Source organism: Anaerobacillus sp. CMMVII, from assembly GCF_025377685.1.
GTDB lineage: Bacteria > Bacillota > Bacilli > Bacillales > Anaerobacillaceae > Anaerobacillus.
Window position 1 is genome coordinate 263,995 of the sequence record NZ_JACEHK010000017.1, and the last position, 17,638, is coordinate 281,632.

A 17,638-nucleotide genomic window follows, 5' to 3' on the forward strand; every position below is an offset into this window, starting at 1 on the left:
GGAATAGATGAAAGTGAAAAGGTTAGTTCGAACCCAGCATGATCGTAAATTAACAGGGGTTTGTGGTGGCTTAGGCCAATATTTTAATATTGATCCAACAATCGTGAGAATTCTTTTTCTAATTCTCATTATTCCTACAGCGTTTTTTACGATGCCAATTGCGTATCTAGTAGCCACAATGCTTATTCCAAATGAACAGGACGTCCGTTAACCATGCGCTGGCTCATTCATCTGCTAGTCAATAGTGTTGTCCTTGTCGTCGTTGCTGGTTATTTTGAAGGTTTTTATTTAGAAAGTGTCTCAGCAGCAATCATCGCAAGTGTCTTGCTTTCGATTATTAATATTCTCTTAAAGCCAATCCTTGTGATCTTAACCTTACCGGTGACTGTGATCACGTTCGGTTTTTTCCTATTCGTAATTAATGCGATAACATTGATGATCACGGCAAGTTTGATGGGCGACGCCTTTCAGATTTCCGGATTTGGGATGGCGATCTTTGCATCAATTATCATCAGTCTATTAACGATGCTGATCAATAATTTTGTTGTCAAACCGATGCAAAAAAAATAACGATAATCAGAAAACATTCAGGTCTATAGGATCTGAGTGTTTTTTTTTGACAAGGTTGTTTTCGCAAAGTTTGTAGCTTTCGTAAAAATCCCAAAAGCCGGATTTTTACACATAAACACTTAGATATCACTACTTATTTAGTTGCATGCTCTTTTCTTACTTATTCTACTGGGTGAATTCTTCAACTTAGGGATTTTTCTAATTATCTTAGGTTAAAAATCAACTAGTTTTTTTGTGCGACGAGTAACCGCAGGAGCAGTTATTACGAAAAGAGCTTTGTCAACGTGAAATTCTACGTGATTGATGATTAATTATGGTAAAATGTATAAGTCATCATTTAGAAGTGAAAATAAATGTATGTGAGTGAATTTCATAATTGCCTTAACTACGCAACTACAGTTATAACGTAGTTGCGAAAAATGAATGTTGAAATTCATTGATGTATCATAGATGAGTTTTTTAGAGAAAGAATGGAGGACGTTTCATGCCAAAGGTAACAGCGCATCATTTAATGGAAGTGTTCGATCTCGAACTAATTAGTGGCGAAGAAGGAATTTACCGCCCGATCACGACAAGTGACATCTCGCGTCCAGGAATGGAAATGGCGGGTTACTTCAATTATTATCCAGCGACCCGTGTTCAATTATTAGGAAAAACGGAGTTAACGTTCTTTGCTCAGCTAAACGAAAGTGAAAAAACAGACCGCATGGAACGTCTTTGTACATACGATACACCAGCCATTATTATCTCTCGTGGTTTGGAAATTCCGTCCCAACTATTGGTAGCCTCAGATAAATATGGCGTGCCGGTCATGCGTTCGAAGTTAACGACAACGCGCTTAAGTAGTACCTTAACAAACTACCTAGAAAATCAATTGGCACCGATGACTGCTGTTCATGGTGTCTTAATTGACATTTATGGCATTGGGGTTCTCATTACTGGTTCAAGTGGTGTCGGTAAAAGTGAAACGGCCCTTGACTTAGTTCGAAGAGGGCATCGCTTAGTTGCAGATGACTCTGTCGAAATTCGCCAAGAGCATGATGGGTCACTTGTTGGAAAATCACCAGAATTAATCCGCCACTTACTAGAAATCCGCGGATTAGGAATTATTAATGTAATGACGTTGTTCGGTGCTGGAGCCGTTCGTTTATTTACACCAATCCAGTTAGTGATTCATCTAGAGCTTTGGGACCAGAAAAAAGCGTATGATCGATTAGGGCTTGATGAAGAAATCATGAAAGTTTTTGACACTGGCTTGCCAAGAATTACGGTACCTGTTCGTCCAGGTCGTAACCTTGCCGTTATTGTTGAGGTTGCTGCAATGAACTTCCGACTTAAGCGAATGGGGATTAACGCTGCAGAAGAATTTTCAGAAAGACTTTCAAGTGTCATTGAAGAAGGCGATCGCGAGGAAATATAATACGAGTTTAGAGTGTAAAGTGTAAAGTTTAGAGTGTTGTGAGTTTTAACCGCGAAGCAAAACCCTCACAGACTCTACACTCTACACTATAAACTCTACACTAAAAAAGAAAGAGGTGCTTAGATGATTTATCAAATTCAGCCATTGAACCCTGTGGCGCTTGATCTAGGGTTTCTTACTGTCTACTGGTATGGGCTAATTATTGGGTTTGGAGCGTTTTTAGGATATTTACTAGCAAATCGAGAGGCAGTGAAGCGTGGCTTACCAAAAGACATGTTCGCTGATGTTTTGCTCTATGCCATTCCGGTTGCAATTATTTCAGCGAGACTTTATTATGTCATTTTTAAGTGGGATTACTATAGTCAACATCCAGGTCAAATTTTGGCGATTTGGGAAGGTGGCTTGGCAATCCACGGTGGTTTAATTGGTGCACTTATTACTGGTTATATTTTTGCAAAAAAACGTGGCGTTTCGTTTTGGAAGCTTGCTGATATTGCCGCTCCAAGCATTTTACTAGGTCAGGCCATTGGTCGTTGGGGGAACTTTATGAACCAAGAGGCTCACGGTGGCCCAGTTGACCCTGAATTTTTGCATAGACTGCAATTACCGCAATTCATTATTGATCAGATGTACATTAATGGACAGCATTATCATCCAACATTTTTATATGAATCTCTTTGGAGTTTACTAGGGGTTGCCATCTTAATATATCTACGTCGCGTTAATTTACGCCGCGGTCAGCTATTCTTCGCGTATGTGATTTGGTATTCAGTAGGCAGATTTTTTATCGAAGGCTTACGTACTGATAGTTTAATGATGTTTGATTTACTAAGAACCGCGCAGGTCGTATCGTTAGTTTCAATTATTGGCGCTGTGGTCCTGATTATTTATCGTAACAAAATGGGGCTAGCAGATGAGCGTTACCTAGATGCAGAACCAGAGAAGAAGAAAGTGAAGAAAAAGAAAAGCAAATAGGGAGTGAGAGATTTTGGGTAGTTTAAAAAGGGGCTTACTAGTAGGTTTAAAGACAACTTGGACATTAGGAAAAATCATTTTTCCAATTACCCTTTTGGTGACGATTATTGGTCATACGCCACTATTAAAGTGGCTAGCTCAAATTCTCTCACCAGTGATGAGTATTCTCGGATTGTCTGGTGAAGCGGCCATTCCGTTAGTACTTGGAAATGTATTAAATTTGTATGCAGCGATAGGGGCAATACTCACACTAGATTTATCAGTAAAAGAGGTTTTTATATTAGCAGTCATGCTTTCATTTTCTCATAACTTACTAGTTGAATCGGCCGTAGCCACAAAAGTCGGCATTCGCATGTCAGTCGTCCTTGGTGTTCGTATCGGACTCGCGCTTTTTTCAGGCTTAGCGATCAATTTTTTCTGGGATGGCGGTAGTGAACAAGCCCAATACGGTTTCGTTTCAACAGGTACTCAGGGCGAAGTCACTGGCTGGGGAGCAATCATCTACCAAGGTTTGGAGAGTGCAACATTAGGTGTTTTCCAATTAGCACTAATTGTCATTCCGATTATGGTTGCCGTGCAAATCATGAAAGATTTAAACTGGCTCACCTGGTTTTCAAAGGCCATGTCACCATTTACGAGGATGCTCGGAATGAAAGAAAACACTTCGACCACATTAGCCGCAGGGCTTGTTTTTGGCCTAGCATACGGCGCCGGCGTGATGATGCAAGCAGTGAAAGAAGACGGCGTCAAAAAGAAAGATTTATATTTAGCCTTTATTTTTCTCGTCGCCTGCCATGCCGTCGTCGAAGATACCTTACTCTTTATTCCCTTAGGCATCCCGATTTGGCCGCTATTTCTCATCCGCCTGGTCACCGCCATCGTCCTGACGATGCTCGTTGCCTTTGTGTGGAACCGGCTTGAGAAGAATGGCCAAGTTACAGAAGAAAAAGAAGTGATATAGAGGTATGAGTTTTGAGTTATGAGTTAAGAGTCAAATGGGGCAAGCCTCGCAGCCATTACCCACGCAAACTCAACACTCAACACTCAACACTTAAAACTATTAAAAGGAGTTCTAACATGAAAATAGATACGGTGTTATTTGATTTAGATGGTACATTAATTAATACGAACGAGCTAATTATTGCTTCGTTTTTGCATACGTTAGATCATTATTTTCCGAATGAATATACGCGTGAAAAAGTCATCGAATTTATTGGGCCATCCTTACATGATAGCTTTAGTCGCTTAAACCCTGACAAAGTGGATGAGATGATTGATATGTACCGTACGTTTAATCATGAAAAGCATGATGAGTTGGTCTTAGAGTACGGGACTGTAAAGGAAACTGTAAAGGCTCTCCATGAAAAGGGTTATAAGCTAGCGGTCGTTACAACAAAGCGTTCAGATACGGCACGAATGGGCTTGAAGCTAATGGGTCTTGAGCCATACTTCCCAGTCCTTGTTGGGATTGATAACGTTGAAAAAGTTAAGCCTGACCCAGAGCCGCTGTTAAATGCACTTGAACAATTAGATTCATCACCTGAGCGAGCGATTATGGTTGGCGATAGCCAATATGACGTTCTAGGTGGAAAAAATACAGGTACGAAAACAGCTGCGGTTGCTTGGACAATTAAAGGCCGTGAATTTTTAGAAGCGTATGAGCCAGATGTGATGCTTGAAACAATGTCTGACTTGCTCACGTACCTAGGAGAAGATTCTCTTGGCTAGACGTACGACACGCTATCCAGTTGAAGGCGCAAATTCCCTTTGGCAAATCTACAAAACGGTGCCCTTTTTAAAGGTCATGAAAAATTTTGTTATCATCCAAATTGCTCGCTACACCCCTTCAGTCGCCGTTAAAAATTGGCTTTACCGCACATTTTTACGGATGAAGGTAGGCGATCAAACGGCTGTAGCTCTCATGGTGATGATGGATATTATGTTTCCTGAAAAAATCAGTATCGGTAGGAATTCAGTGATTGGCTACAACACCACGATACTAGCGCATGAATACTTAGTTAACGAATACCGCCTTGGTGAGGTCATTATTGGTGATGAAGTTATGGTTGGTGCGAACACCACGATTTTGCCTGGTGTAACCATCGGTGACCGAGCAATTGTTGCTGCCGGTTCCCTCGTCCATAAAGACGTCCCAGCCGGTGCCTTTGTCGGCGGAAATCCAATGCAGATCATTAGAGAAGCAGACAGCCCTAACTAGATGGGTAAAAATGAAACAAGCCGGGGAGGCTTGTTTTTTTTCCGTCTCATCGCAAATGATAGAATAACGCGTCGATTTGATAGGATAAATGAGAAATTGATTGAATAATTTGGGAAATGAGAGAATAACCTCAGGAAATGATTGAATAAGTAAGCAATTTGAATGAATAGCTAACTTCACGACCTTCATAAGGTGATTTGCCCTAACAACCCCGCCGTAAATTCGCAAAAAATCATCCCAAAACTCAAAAAACCACCACAAGCCAGTGTACGGTCGTGGTGGTTTATTACATTTATCCCTTATAAAACCGAATATTCTAAAAATACTAGCTTTCCTCCGCCGTTTCCTTTATCATTTTTACTACAGATAATTTCTCACATAAGAGTGGCAAACTTTGTAATGGAGGAATGGAAATGAATACTTTTGAAATTGCAGTTATTCCTGGGGATGGGATTGGCAATGAAGTGGTGCCAGCTGCTCTCCGTGTTCTTGAGGCGGCTAGTGAAATTGATGGGGGACTTTCTTTTAAATGGACAAACTTTCCGTGGGGTTGTCAGTATTACCTTGAGCATGGAAAGATGATGTCTGATGATGGGATTGCTGCATTAAAGAATTTTGATCAAATATTTTTAGGGTCAGTCGGAATGCCAAACCTTGTTCCCGACCATATCTCGCTATGGGGACTGTTAATTAAAATTCGCCGTGAAATGAAACAAGCGATTAATCTACGTCCGGTAAAACTGCTCCGTGGCCTTAATTCGCCACTTAAAAATCCGAAAGATTTCGATTTTGTCGTCGTTCGCGAAAATTCAGAAGGTGAATATTCAGAGAGCGGTGGACGGATCCATCAAGGTGAAGAAGAGATTGCGATTCAAAATGCGATTTTTACCCGCAAAAGTACCGAACGTGCGATGAAATATGCCTTCGAATTAGCAAGCCAACAAAAAAATCATGTAACGAGCGCAACGAAATCCAATGGAATTACATACAGTATGCCGTTCTGGGATGATGTCTTTCAAGATGTTCAAAAGCACTATCCAGATATTAAAACAACCAGTACACATATTGACGCGTTAGCAGCATTTTTGGTGATGAAGCCAGAAGTTTTTGATGTCATTGTAGCTTCCAACCTCTTTGGTGATATTCTTACCGATTTAGGTGGCGCCATCATGGGCAGTATTGGCGTTGCGCCTGCTGCTAATTTGAATATTGAGAGACAATATCCGTCGATGTTTGAACCTGTTCATGGGTCTGCTCCAGATATTGTCGGAAGGGGCATTGCAAACCCAATTGGCCAAATTTGGACCGGGAAGATGATGCTAGATTTTCTCGGGTACAACGAAATTGGCTCACTCATTCTTGCGGCCGTTGAGGATACACTAGAGTCAGGGATTAAGACCGGTGACCTTGGTGGTACCGCAACAACAGAAGAAGTAACAAATGCAGTAATCAAAAATCTAAAGAAACGTAGCTAGAATTTGAGGGAATAGCTTGGAAAATCTCCAGGCTATTTTTTATAGGGATTTCGCTACGATGTGAACTTTCTAAAAATTTGCACATACTACCACTAAAACAGCACAAAAAGGTTGACGGGTATATCTGAGCGGTGTAGACTACTACTTAAGATCCTTTATCATATTAGCAGAGTAAAGTGTACAGATAGAAGAACGGAGTGTGAGGAATGTCAAAGCCATTTATGTTTGAAAAGCCAATTGGAATGCGTGATACGCTTCCACAATTATATGAAGCTAAGAACCAAATCCGCCAAGCGATGAGAACAGAAGTAAAGCTTTGGGGTTACCAACCAATTGAAACACCGACGTTAGAATACTATGAAACTGTTGGGGTCGCCTCGGCGATTTTAGATCAGCAGTTGTTTAAACTTTTAGACCAACGCGGCAATACGCTTGTGTTACGTCCTGATATGACCGCACCAATTGCCAGACTTGCTGCATCAAGCTTAAAAGATGTCAGTACGCCGCTACGATTAGCCTATGATACAAATGTTTTCCGCTCGCAACACGACGAAGGCGGACGACCAGCGGAATTTGAACAAATCGGTGTCGAGTTAATCGGTGATGAAACGAGTAGTGCTGATGGTGAGGTCATTGCGCTAATGATCGCTTCTTTGAAAAAAGCAGGTCTCAACCATTTTAAAATTGCCATCGGTCACGTTGGTTATGTGAATGCCTTGTTAGTCGATATCGTCGGCAATGAAGAGCGCGCCAATACGCTCCGCCGCTATTTATATGAAAAAAATTACGTTGGCTACCGCCAGCATGTGAAAAGCCTATCCCTATCATCGATTGATAAAAGTCGCCTACTTCAACTACTTAATCTACGTGGCGATTTTTCAAAATTGACTCTCGCAAAAGAGCTCGTCACAAACGGTGAAGCGAAAAAAGCGCTCGATGAACTTGAGAAACTTTGGGGTGTCCTTGATTGCTACGAAATTACTGATTTTGTCAAACTAGACCTAAACCTAGTTATGCATATGAGCTATTATACCGGTGCCGTTTTCGAAGCCTACAGCGATAACCTCGGGACACCAATCGCCTCAGGAGGTCGCTATGATGAATTGCTTCAAAAGTTCAATCGTCCGGCACCAGCCACTGGCTTTGGCATCCGTTTAGATTTACTTGTTAAAGCCCTCGGCGTCACCGCAGAAAAAGAGGCAATTACCTGTATCATTTACTCAAACGAACGCCGTAAAGATGCGATCGAACTAGCCAAAGAAAAACGCCTTGAAGGCACGGCAGTCATTCTTCAGGATCTCTCAGGTGTCAAAGACGTCGATCAATTTTCCAAAAGCTATGAAGATATCATTTATTGCATCGGCAAAAACGGAAAGGGGGACAACTAAATGCTAACAGTAGCAATGCCAAAAGGACGAATTTTTGAAGAAGCTGTTGAACTGCTTCGGAAAGCGGGTTACGATCTTCCGCCTGAGTTTGAAGACAGCCGTCGCTTGATCATTGATGCACCTGAAGCGGGCATGCGCTTTATTTTAGCGAAACCAATGGATGTCCCTACCTACGTCGAGCACGGTGTCGCCGATATTGGGGTGGCTGGAAAAGACACGATGATTGAAGAAGAGCGTGACGTTTACGAAGTGCTCGATCTGAAAATTAGCGAATGCTACATGGCCGTTGCAGCACTGCCAACCTATGAAAAAAGCAATGACATCGCTCCAAAAGTTGCTTCAAAATACCCGAACCTAGCCGCCAGCTACTTCCGCGAACAAGGCGAGCAGGTCGAAATTATAAAATTGAACGGATCAATCGAACTTGCACCACTAATTGGCCTGGCCGATCGAATCGTTGATATTGTTTCAACCGGTAGTACCTTAAGAGCAAACGGGCTTGTCGAGCTTGAGAAAATCGTCACGATTACATCCCGACTGATCGTCAATCCAGTTAGCTACCGCATGAAGGACGCCATCATCGACGAAGTGGTCGAGCGCCTAGCTGCCGTTATCGAGGGGGAAGAACAATGAAAATCGAGAAAGTAACGTCCAAAGTCTCATTAAAACGCAGCATCGACCAAGGAACAGACGCTCAGCAACAAGCTGTTACAGCGATTATTGAGCAAGTTCGATCTGAAGGTGATGCGTCAGTTCGTGCCCTAACGGAAAAATTCGATGGGGCTACACTCTCAAGTTTTAAAGTGACCGACCAAGAACTAGAAGAAGCCTACGCACAAATTGATGACAATGTCCTTGCTGCGCTTCGCGAGGCAAGTGAGAATATCCGCCGCTTCCATGAACGTCAAAAGCGCCAGTCATGGTTGACAACTGAAGCGGATGGGACGATTTTAGGTCAGAAAATCACGCCACTAGACTCAGTTGGCGTCTACGTTCCTGGTGGAACAGCTGCTTACCCATCATCCATTTTAATGAACGTCATCCCAGCCCAAGTGGCCGAAGTCAAAAAGATTGTTATGGTTTCCCCACCAGGAAAAGATGGCCGCCTTCCGGCTGGCGTTTTAGTCGCAGCCAAGGAATTAGGCGTAGAACATATTTATAAAATGGGTGGTGCGCAAGCTGTCGCAGCGCTCGCCTACGGAACCGAAACAGTCCCTGCCGTCGACAAAATTGTTGGACCAGGCAACATCTACGTAGCCCTCGCTAAACGCGCTGTCTTTGGTCACGTTGACATTGACATGATCGCCGGCCCAAGTGAAATTGTTGTTCTAGCAGATGAAGGTGCAAACCCTGGGTACATAGCTGCTGACCTATTATCACAAGCAGAACACGATGCACTAGCATCAGCTGTTTTAGTGACGCCATCAAGAGAACTAGCTGAAGCTGTGTCTCTCGAAGTAGAAAAGCAACTCGCGACGCTACCACGTAAAGAAATTGCCGCAGCATCAATCCGCGATTACGGAGCGATTTATGTGACGAAGGATTTAGATGAAGCAATCGACGTTGTCAATGAACTAGCACCAGAGCATCTAGAGGTTCTGACTGCCGAGCCAATGGCGCTCTTAGGGAAAATTCGTCACGCTGGAGCAATCTTCTTAGGACCATATAGCTCAGAGCCAGTTGGCGACTACTTTGCCGGGCCAAATCACGTCTTACCAACAAACGGGACAGCACGCTTCTCAAGCCCACTAAACGTAGACGATTTCACAAAAAAATCAAGCATCATTTCCTATAGCAAAACGGCCATGCTAAATAACGGCCACAAAATCGCCGCACTCGCCCGCCTCGAAGGCCTCGAAGCCCACGCCCGCGCGGTAGAAATTCGATTGGTGTCTGACACCGCTCGTGGACAATTTTAATCATAAGTCCACGCCAGGGGGACTTTCTCCTTGTAACCTCGAAGGAAAATGGTAGTATGCAAAAATGTTGAAGGTAGACTTAGAAACTTAGATAGATTGATTGGAGGAAGGGAAATTGAGTAGAACGGCTGGTATTGAACGGAATACGAATGAAACGCAAATTAAGCTTGAGTTACAAATAGATGGTGAGGGCAAGGCGAATATTCAAACGCCTGTGCCATTCCTTAATCATATGCTTGACCTTTGGACGAAGCATGGTCTTTTTGATTTAACGATTGAAGCCAATGGAGATGTTGAGATCGATGATCATCACACAACAGAGGATATTGGGATTTGTTTAGGAATAGCGCTAAAAGATGCGCTTGGTGATAAAAAAGGCATTAAGCGTTATGGTAGTGCGATGGTCCCGATGGACGAAACGCTTGCTCAGGTTGTCGTCGATTTAAGTAATCGTCCGCACTTAGAATACCGGGCAGAGCTTCCAAGTGCGAAAGTTGGAACGTTTGATACAGAGCTTGTCCATGAATTTCTATGGAAGTTTGCGCTTGAAGCAAGAATCAACCTTCACGTGATCGTTCATTACGGAACGAATACGCACCACATCATCGAAGCGATATTTAAAGCGTTAGCGAGAGCGCTGGATGAGGCAACAACGGTCGATCCGCGCATTAAAGGAGTGCCATCAACGAAAGGGATGTTATAGATGATTGGAATTGTTGATTATGGAATGGGCAATCTCCATAGTGTCAGTAAAGCGTTAGAGCGTTTAAACTATGACTATTTTATTTCTGAAGATCAAGACGAGCTCCAAAAAGCGGATGGTCTCATTTTACCTGGGGTTGGTTCTTTCAAAGATGCCATGGCCATTCTCCGTTCTGAAAAATTAGATCAATTTTTACTGGAATGGGCGAGATCTGGAAAGCCTTTACTAGGAATTTGCCTCGGGATGCAGCTCCTTTTCGAAGAAAGCGAAGAGAATGGTGAAACCAAGGGCCTAGCGCTTCTTCAAGGCAAAGTGCGTCGCTTTAAGGGTGTAACCCAATCAGGAGAGCGCTATAAAGTGCCGCACATGGGCTGGAACCGTCTTGAATTTCAGCAAAAACATCCGCTCTTAGACGATGTCGAGGAAGGGCACGTCTATTTCGTTCACTCCTATGTCGTTCAAGGTATGGACCCAACACAATTACTAGCTAGTAGCAGCTACAATGGCGTTGTTCCTGCAGTTGTGGGCAAAAACAATGTCTTAGGAGCCCAATTTCACCCTGAAAAAAGCAGTACGGTCGGCATGAAGCTACTCGAAAACTTTGCAAACCTAGTAACGAAAAAGAGAGAGGCGAAAATTCATGAGTAAATTTATCATTTATCCGGCGATTGATATTCGCGACGGGAATTGTGTTCGCCTCATTCAAGGAGACTATGACCAAGAAACGGTGTACGGCAATTCTCCGTTAGACATGGCGAGACGTTTTGCAGAAGCGGGTGCAGAGTGGATCCACACGGTTGATCTAGACGGAGCCAAAGCAGGCCGACGCGTCAACCATGAGCATGTCATCGCGATTGCGCGCGAGTTAGACGTAAAAGTACAGGTTGGCGGTGGCATCCGAACTCCGGAAGATGTGGCTGCTTACTTAGACAATGGCGTTGACCGGGTAATACTCGGAAGCTCGGCCATTAAAGATCCGGAATTTGTCAAAGCGATGCTAAAGCAATACGGTGAAAAAATTGCCATTGGCATCGATGCTAGAGACGGCTTTGTGGCAACGGAAGGCTGGCTTGAAACTTCGAAAGTGACCGCTGAAGCGTTAGGAATTGAACTTGCTAGTTTCGGTGCTGAGGTTTTTATTTTTACCGACATATCCCGTGATGGCATGCTTTCAGGACCAAATACAGAAGCAATTGCCAAGCTTGCCCGTGCCACTGGCAAAGAGGTGATCGCTTCAGGTGGAGTGAGCTCGCTTGATGATATCACCGAGCTAAAGCAATTCGAAAAAGACGGGATTGCCGGTGCGATTACTGGAAAAGCCTTATATACAAACCAATTTACACTTGCAGAAGCGTTGGAACGAGGTGCTGCTAGTGTTAGCTAAACGAATTATTCCCTGCCTCGATGTCAAAGAGGGCCGCGTAGTCAAAGGCGTTCAGTTTGTCAATTTACGCGATGCTGGTGACCCTGTCGAACTTGCCGCCTTTTACGACGAGCAAGGCGCCGATGAACTCGTTTTTTTAGATATATCAGCCTCTCATGAAGGGCGCAAAACAATGGTTGATGTCGTTGAACAAGTAGCCGGGCAATTAGCCATCCCCTTCACCGTTGGCGGTGGCATCAACACACTAGCGGATATGAAACGAATTTTACGAGCAGGAGCAGATAAAGTCTCACTAAATACTGCAGCGGTCAATCGCCCAGAATTGATTACCGAAGGAGCAGTTTTCTTCGGCAGCCAATGTATCGTTGTCGCAATTGACGCAAAATATGATGAAGCTCTTGACTCTTGGCGCGTTTACACACATGGCGGCCGCAAGCCCACCGAATGGGAAGTCGTTGCTTGGGCCGAGGAAGCCGTCCGTCGCGGCGCTGGAGAAATCCTCCTCACAAGTATGGACCAAGACGGGGAAAAGAAAGGCTTTGACCTACCACTAACGAAGGCTGTTGGCGAAGCGGTATCAGTTCCAGTCATTGCCTCAGGTGGAGCTGGCGCGAAAGAAGACTTCGATCCGGTGTTTAAAGAAGCCAAAGCAGACGCAGCCTTGGCAGCATCAATTTTTCACTATAAAGAAACATCTGTCGCCGAAGTGAAAAGCTTTTTAAAACAGAGAGGGGTTGAAGTTCGCTAATGAACGTTACATTCGATGAAAAGGGACTAATCCCGGCTGTTGTGCAGGACGCCACAAGTAAAGAAGTGCTAACCGTTGCCTATATGAATGAAGAATCCCTGCAAAAAACGCTGGAAACGCGCGAGACCTGGTTTTATAGCCGGTCCCGTCAAGAACTATGGCATAAAGGCGCAACTTCAGGAAACACGCAAAAGGTCATCGACATTCGTTACGATTGTGATCAAGACGCTCTTGTTGTCCTAGTCATTCCTGCTGGCCCTGCCTGCCATAAGGGAAAATATAGTTGCTTCAGTGATTCCTTGTTGTCATCTGAAGCGCCAACTAGTGACGATCGCTTTCGGATTTTGAATATTCTCGAATCAACCATTGCCCAGCGTGAGGCCGAAAAACCCGAAGGCTCTTATACAACTTACCTATTTGAAAAAGGAATTGATAAGATGCTGAAGAAAGTCGGTGAGGAAGCCGGCGAAGTCATTATCGCAGCTAAAAACCGCGATCCCGAAGAACTAAAATGGGAAGTCGCCGACCTGCTATTCCACCTTCTCGTTGTCCTCCGCGAACAAAAACTTCCACTCGACGAAGTATTAAAGACATTGGAAGAAAGACATGGGAAGTGAATTTTGAGTTATGAGTTATGAGTTATGAGTTGAAGAAGGTGGAGCTTCGATGACTTATTGCTTTTAGGCCTAAAAGTTAAAAGCAACAATCTTTTAGCAAAGCTGAAGATTGTTGCTTTTAAAATAGCTAATAATGACAGAGATATTAAGGCCAATTCAAAATCTTTCTCTCCCATTCCCCACAACCACTCAAAACTCAACCCTCAAAACTCAAAACTGTAAATACATAAACATATCATCACTGCGGTTCATCCCACTTAATTTAAGTCCAGGCACCTCCACGCCATCAATGACAATCTTCGAATGCGCAAAAGTAGGGTTATAGTCATATTCATGATAAGCAGCAGGAATGTCAGAAAAGCCACCGTCCCATCCATCGTACCGATGTTGAAATCATATTCATGCGTTACTTTCCCTTCCTCAATTGGTGGTGTTAATGTCTCGCCGATACAACCAGTCATCAGATTTAAAGCTAAAACACTAGATATAATTGAATACATTAATTTATTTTTTTTCATGATTTTATCTCCTTTAATGTTTGTTTTGCTGCTTCCTTTTAATTTGACGATTAAATTTCTAATATGTTACATTTTTGGGAGATGTAGGAAATAAAATATATAATCGAAAATGAAAATGACCGAATAATCTTGGGAAATATTCGAATAAATACGGGAAATGATCGAATAACGCCTTTAGAAAACAATCTACTCACAAAAACTACCCAGAACGCACAATAACATTAACAAAAGCCTAAAAAAGTGATATACTTACGCGAGTAAACTATTGGTTGAGTAGGAGGTAGAAATGAGTCAAAATAATGAAACAATGAAAGAAATGGGATTAGTTTATTCTAATCTGCAAGATGCAGCTTATTTCTACAACAAAGGAATAGAAGCTTTTCGTCTGCAAAATTTAATAAAAGCACAACAATACCTTGAGCGTGCTGTAAGTTTAGATCCAAAAGAGCCTGCATTTTATTGTCAATTAGCAATTATTCTTGCTGACTTAGGTGATCTTCATCGCTCAAATGATTGTTTAATAAAAATAGTCGATGAACATTTAGCTGATGAAATGCCTGAATGTCATTTTTTTTTAGCGAATAACTATGCAAACTTGGGCTTGTTCGAGCATGCCAGAAAAGAAGCACTTCTTTATCTTGATAAGGATCCTGATGGAGAATTTCTCGAGGATACGGAAGATCTCCTCGAGCTATTGCAGGAGGAAGATGATTTATTTGCTGAAGCAGAAACAATGTTAATTCGTTATGAGTTAGCAGCTCATGAGCTTAAAAAACAAAACTATGATAAAGCGATTTTGTATTTCAATGATCTTCTTAAGGAAAACCCTGAATATTGGATGGCACATATTCGCCTTGCTGAAGCCTATTATTTAAAAGGAAACTCGAATAAGGCAATTGACATACTTAATTCAGTGTTGCAAAAAGAAGACAATGTGGTCGCTCGTGGCTATTTAATGACCTACCTATATGAAACAGATGAAAAGGCAAAGGCAACCCTTATCGCCGATTCATTAAAAAATGTGTGGAGTATTGATGATGAACATTGTTATAGCTTAGCGATATCTTTCGGTAAAATTGGAGAACACAATCGTGCCCTAGACGGCTTTGAGAGATTACAACGAAGAGGTTTTGGAGACTTTCCAAAGTTTCATTACCATGTAGCTGTTGCTTATTTTTACACAGGTAAAATCGAAAAAGCAGTTGCGATTTGGGAAAAGCTTGCCAACCTAGGAAATAATGACGCGTTAGCAAATTTACAATTCCTTCAAGAAGGAAATCACTTAAAGCCAACCTATAACTACCGAGCATAATTGCAACGAGTTAAGTAAAAATTATTATTGTTAACTTGCCTGTGCAAAGTAACACCCTGTTGGGTATACTTTGTACTTTTTTTATAAAACCAAGACGTCTGAGCAGGAGATTGGACTTATTCCGTAGTATAATTTACAATAAAGTTGTGAAGTTATATACCTTATGGGGTATATGTGATATAATAAAGAAAAGTCGATAGGGAGTTGAATAGAATGAGTGAAGAAAAAATTTATGACGTTATTATTGCAGGCGCAGGACCAGCAGGTATGACAGCTGCTGTGTATACATCTAGAGGTAACCTTTCTACAGTAATGGTTGAGCGTGGCGTACCTGGCGGGCAAATGGCCAATACTGAGGATGTTGAAAACTATCCAGGCTACGAAAGTATCTTAGGTCCTGATCTATCAACAAAAATGTTTGATCACGCAAAAAAATTCGGCGCAGAATATGCATATGGTGATATCAAAGAAATTATCGACGGCAAAGAATACAAAACCGTTGTAACAGGAAGCAAAGAATTTAAAGGAAGAGCAGTAATTATCACGACTGGTGCCAAGTATAAGAAGCTTGGCGTTCCTGGAGAGAGTGCTCTAGGAGGTCGCGGGGTATCTTATTGTGCCGTTTGTGACGGGGCATTCTTTAAAGGCAAAGAGTTAGTTGTCGTAGGTGGAGGAGACTCTGCAGTTGAGGAAGCCAATTACCTGACACGATTTGCATCAAAAGTTACCGTAATTCACCGTCGTGAGGAACTTCGCGCGCAAAAAATTCTACAAGATCGCGCCTTTGCGAATGAAAAAATTGATTTTTTATGGAACCATGTCGTTACTTCAATAAATGAAGACAACAAAAAAGTCGGCAGTGTCACGATTAAGAATGTTCTAGACGGGACAGAAAGCGAATTTAAAACAGACGGCGTTTTTATCTATATCGGTATGGAGCCATTAAATGAGCCATTTAAAAACCTTGGCATCACGAATGCTGATGGATACGTTGAAACAAATGACCAAATGGAGACGAAAGTTCCTGGAATTTTCGCCGCTGGTGACATTCGTGAAAAAACATTACGACAAATCGTTACAGCAACAGGCGACGGTAGTATCGCCGCCCAAGCAGCTCAACACTACATCGAAGAACTAATGGAAGAACTAAAAAAATAATTGATGAGAAGTCCAATTCAGTATGAGTTGGGCTTTTTCTTATGAGGGGCAATACGAGTCAGCAAAATCCTTATTCGATACTAAGAACATAGGCGTTAATCAGGTAAAACCTATTTAATATAGTTTCTGAACGGTGTGAGTAGTTCACGAAAACGTTACTCGCTTTTAATTCTCCTGTAACAGTTTTGAAATATAATAAGGTTATGATAAGAATAAGTAATTGACCCCCTTTTTTATATACTTTCTTGTTGCACGGATGAACGCTATTCGTGCTCTTTTTTTGGTTATAATAGTTAAAATGTTCAAATAATACTTAATTTACAAAATATTAGTAAAAAAATATTGTATAATAATAGTAAATTAATGACTTCACATACTAAAACTGTTACAATTTTTAGTGAATGTTACTATGTGAAAAATATAGTATAATGTATGGAAGAATTTCTTTCGTAAAGCTTTACATCATCCCCGTACTCGTCTTTGGGGATTGTGTTTCTTTTATTTTCTAAGGCTCTTTTCGTAAAATATTGTTTGTCATTGACTAAGTTGATAAGGTTTTCACTGGGGCACTTGTTGGCTCAGATCCTTAATGGTTTAGGCCTATACTTTAACTTTTTAGCGACAATATACCGAAAAATGCCTTTTCTAAAAAGACTAGTACAGAGGTGGGAACTTTGCAAAGAGTTACAAATTGTATAGTAATGCAAGATCAGCAAGTATTATTGTTGCAAAAACCTTCTAGAGGTTGGTGGGTTGCTCCAGGTGGAAAAATGGAAAGTGGAGAATCCATAAAAGAAGCAGTAACAAGAGAATTTTGGGAAGAAACAGGACTGGAAATTGATAACCCTGAAATAAAAGGTGTTTTTACTATAGTAATAAAAGAAGAAGAGAAGGTTGTTGACGAATGGATGATGTTTACCTTTTTAGCTACGAAAGTGACAGGCGAGATGCTAGAGGTATCTCCAGAAGGTAAGCTTCAATGGCAGCATGTGAATGACGTGAAAAACCTACCAATGGCACCTGGTGATGTCTATATTTTAACCTCATCCTCAACTCATTGGACACCATTTACGGTACCTTTTACTACACCCCAGATTTTGAATTATTGTCTTACCAATTAGATCCGGTGAAAAAAGTGTAGAGTGTAAAGTTTAGAGTTGTGCGGGTAACTCGGAGATGTTTTTACCTTGCATCATTGCGTAGCTTTCACAGACTCTACACTTTACACTCTAA

General features: G+C 42.0%; 19 protein-coding genes and 1 pseudogene. 19 read left to right on the forward strand and 1 reads right to left on the reverse strand.

All coding sequences use genetic code 11. The features are described 5' to 3' along the window. The first annotated feature begins 7 nt into the window (after nt 1-7). From H1D32_RS22730 to hisIE, 16 genes are all read left to right on the forward strand, one after another. Entirely contained in the window at nt 8-211 is a 204-nt protein-coding gene (locus H1D32_RS22730) for a PspC domain-containing protein (RefSeq protein WP_314733485.1), read from the forward strand. Between the two features lie 2 nt (nt 212-213). Further along, nucleotides 214-570: a phage holin family protein gene (locus H1D32_RS22735; RefSeq protein ID WP_261180476.1), complete on the forward strand. Its 357-nt coding sequence runs from the start codon at nt 214-216 to the stop codon at nt 568-570. A gap of 484 nt (nt 571-1,054) precedes the next feature. After that, the gene (gene hprK, locus H1D32_RS22740) at nt 1,055-1,990 is read left to right on the forward strand and encodes an HPr(Ser) kinase/phosphatase (protein ID WP_261180477.1); all 936 of its coding nucleotides are present in this window, start codon (nt 1,055-1,057) and stop codon (nt 1,988-1,990) included. Between the two features lie 123 nt (nt 1,991-2,113). Then, nucleotides 2,114-2,965 carry a prolipoprotein diacylglyceryl transferase gene (lgt, locus tag H1D32_RS22745; protein WP_261180478.1) on the forward strand — a complete coding sequence of 284 codons (852 nt, stop codon included), beginning with the start codon at nt 2,114-2,116 and terminating at the stop codon, nt 2,963-2,965. A gap of 13 nt (nt 2,966-2,978) precedes the next feature. After that, a complete protein-coding gene (locus H1D32_RS22750; protein WP_261180479.1) occupies nt 2,979-3,926 on the forward strand; it encodes a nucleoside recognition domain-containing protein in 948 nt (315 codons plus the stop codon). Between the two features lie 116 nt (nt 3,927-4,042). After that, nucleotides 4,043-4,693, forward strand: a complete 651-nt coding sequence (gene ppaX / locus H1D32_RS22755) for a pyrophosphatase PpaX (protein WP_261180480.1) — start codon at nt 4,043-4,045, stop codon at nt 4,691-4,693. After that, entirely contained in the window at nt 4,686-5,183 is a 498-nt protein-coding gene (locus H1D32_RS22760) for an acyltransferase (RefSeq protein WP_261180481.1), read from the forward strand. The genes ppaX and H1D32_RS22760 overlap by 8 nt, the downstream gene beginning before the upstream one ends. Nucleotides 5,184-5,596: 413 nt before the next feature. After that, nucleotides 5,597-6,658 carry a tartrate dehydrogenase gene (locus tag H1D32_RS22765; RefSeq protein WP_261180482.1) on the forward strand — a complete coding sequence of 354 codons (1,062 nt, stop codon included), beginning with the start codon at nt 5,597-5,599 and terminating at the stop codon, nt 6,656-6,658. Between the two features lie 206 nt (nt 6,659-6,864). Further along, entirely contained in the window at nt 6,865-8,046 is a 1,182-nt protein-coding gene (locus tag H1D32_RS22770; RefSeq protein ID WP_261180483.1) for an ATP phosphoribosyltransferase regulatory subunit, read from the forward strand. Next, nucleotides 8,047-8,679 (forward strand): ATP phosphoribosyltransferase, encoded by a 633-nt coding sequence (hisG, locus tag H1D32_RS22775; RefSeq protein ID WP_261180484.1) that lies wholly within the window; start codon nt 8,047-8,049, stop codon nt 8,677-8,679. Continuing rightward, complete coding sequence (gene hisD, locus H1D32_RS22780) at nt 8,676-9,965, forward strand: histidinol dehydrogenase (RefSeq protein WP_261180485.1); 1,290 nt, start codon at nt 8,676-8,678, stop codon at nt 9,963-9,965. The genes hisG and hisD overlap by 4 nt, the downstream gene beginning before the upstream one ends. Before the next feature lie 115 nt (nt 9,966-10,080). Continuing rightward, nucleotides 10,081-10,668 (forward strand): imidazoleglycerol-phosphate dehydratase HisB, encoded by a 588-nt coding sequence (hisB, locus tag H1D32_RS22785; RefSeq protein WP_261180486.1) that lies wholly within the window; start codon nt 10,081-10,083, stop codon nt 10,666-10,668. Continuing rightward, nucleotides 10,669-11,316 carry an imidazole glycerol phosphate synthase subunit HisH gene (gene hisH / locus H1D32_RS22790; RefSeq protein WP_261180488.1) on the forward strand — a complete coding sequence of 216 codons (648 nt, stop codon included), beginning with the start codon at nt 10,669-10,671 and terminating at the stop codon, nt 11,314-11,316. It begins immediately after the preceding gene. Continuing rightward, nucleotides 11,309-12,052, forward strand: coding sequence for a 1-(5-phosphoribosyl)-5-[(5-phosphoribosylamino)methylideneamino]imidazole-4-carboxamide isomerase (gene hisA, locus H1D32_RS22795; protein ID WP_261180489.1), 744 nt, complete (start codon nt 11,309-11,311; stop codon nt 12,050-12,052). Before hisH ends, hisA begins: the two co-directional genes overlap by 8 nt. Next, nucleotides 12,042-12,800 (forward strand): imidazole glycerol phosphate synthase subunit HisF, encoded by a 759-nt coding sequence (hisF, locus tag H1D32_RS22800; RefSeq protein ID WP_261180490.1) that lies wholly within the window; start codon nt 12,042-12,044, stop codon nt 12,798-12,800. Before hisA ends, hisF begins: the two co-directional genes overlap by 11 nt. Then, a complete protein-coding gene (gene hisIE / locus H1D32_RS22805) occupies nt 12,800-13,417 on the forward strand; it encodes a bifunctional phosphoribosyl-AMP cyclohydrolase/phosphoribosyl-ATP diphosphatase HisIE (protein WP_261180491.1) in 618 nt (205 codons plus the stop codon). The genes hisF and hisIE overlap by 1 nt, the downstream gene beginning before the upstream one ends. 257 nt (nt 13,418-13,674) lie before the next feature. On the opposite strand, the gene H1D32_RS22810 is transcribed toward hisIE, so the two are convergent. Next, nucleotides 13,675-13,935 carry a hypothetical protein gene (locus H1D32_RS22810; RefSeq protein WP_261180492.1) on the reverse strand — a complete coding sequence of 87 codons (261 nt, stop codon included), beginning with the start codon at nt 13,933-13,935 and terminating at the stop codon, nt 13,675-13,677. A 286-nt stretch (nt 13,936-14,221) separates the two neighbouring features. On the opposite strand from H1D32_RS22810, the gene H1D32_RS22815 reads away from it, so the two are divergent. The 3 genes and pseudogenes from H1D32_RS22815 to H1D32_RS22825 all read left to right on the forward strand — a co-directional run bounded on the left by H1D32_RS22815 (nt 14,222) and on the right by H1D32_RS22825 (nt 17,546). Next, nucleotides 14,222-15,247, forward strand: coding sequence for a tetratricopeptide repeat protein (locus H1D32_RS22815; RefSeq protein ID WP_261180493.1), 1,026 nt, complete (start codon nt 14,222-14,224; stop codon nt 15,245-15,247). A gap of 213 nt (nt 15,248-15,460) precedes the next feature. Beyond that, nucleotides 15,461-16,405 (forward strand): thioredoxin-disulfide reductase, encoded by a 945-nt coding sequence (gene trxB, locus H1D32_RS22820; protein ID WP_261180494.1) that lies wholly within the window; start codon nt 15,461-15,463, stop codon nt 16,403-16,405. Between the two features lie 674 nt (nt 16,406-17,079). Beyond that, nucleotides 17,080-17,546: pseudogene (locus H1D32_RS22825) on the forward strand (NUDIX domain-containing protein). The last annotated feature ends 92 nt before the right edge of the window (nt 17,547-17,638 follow it).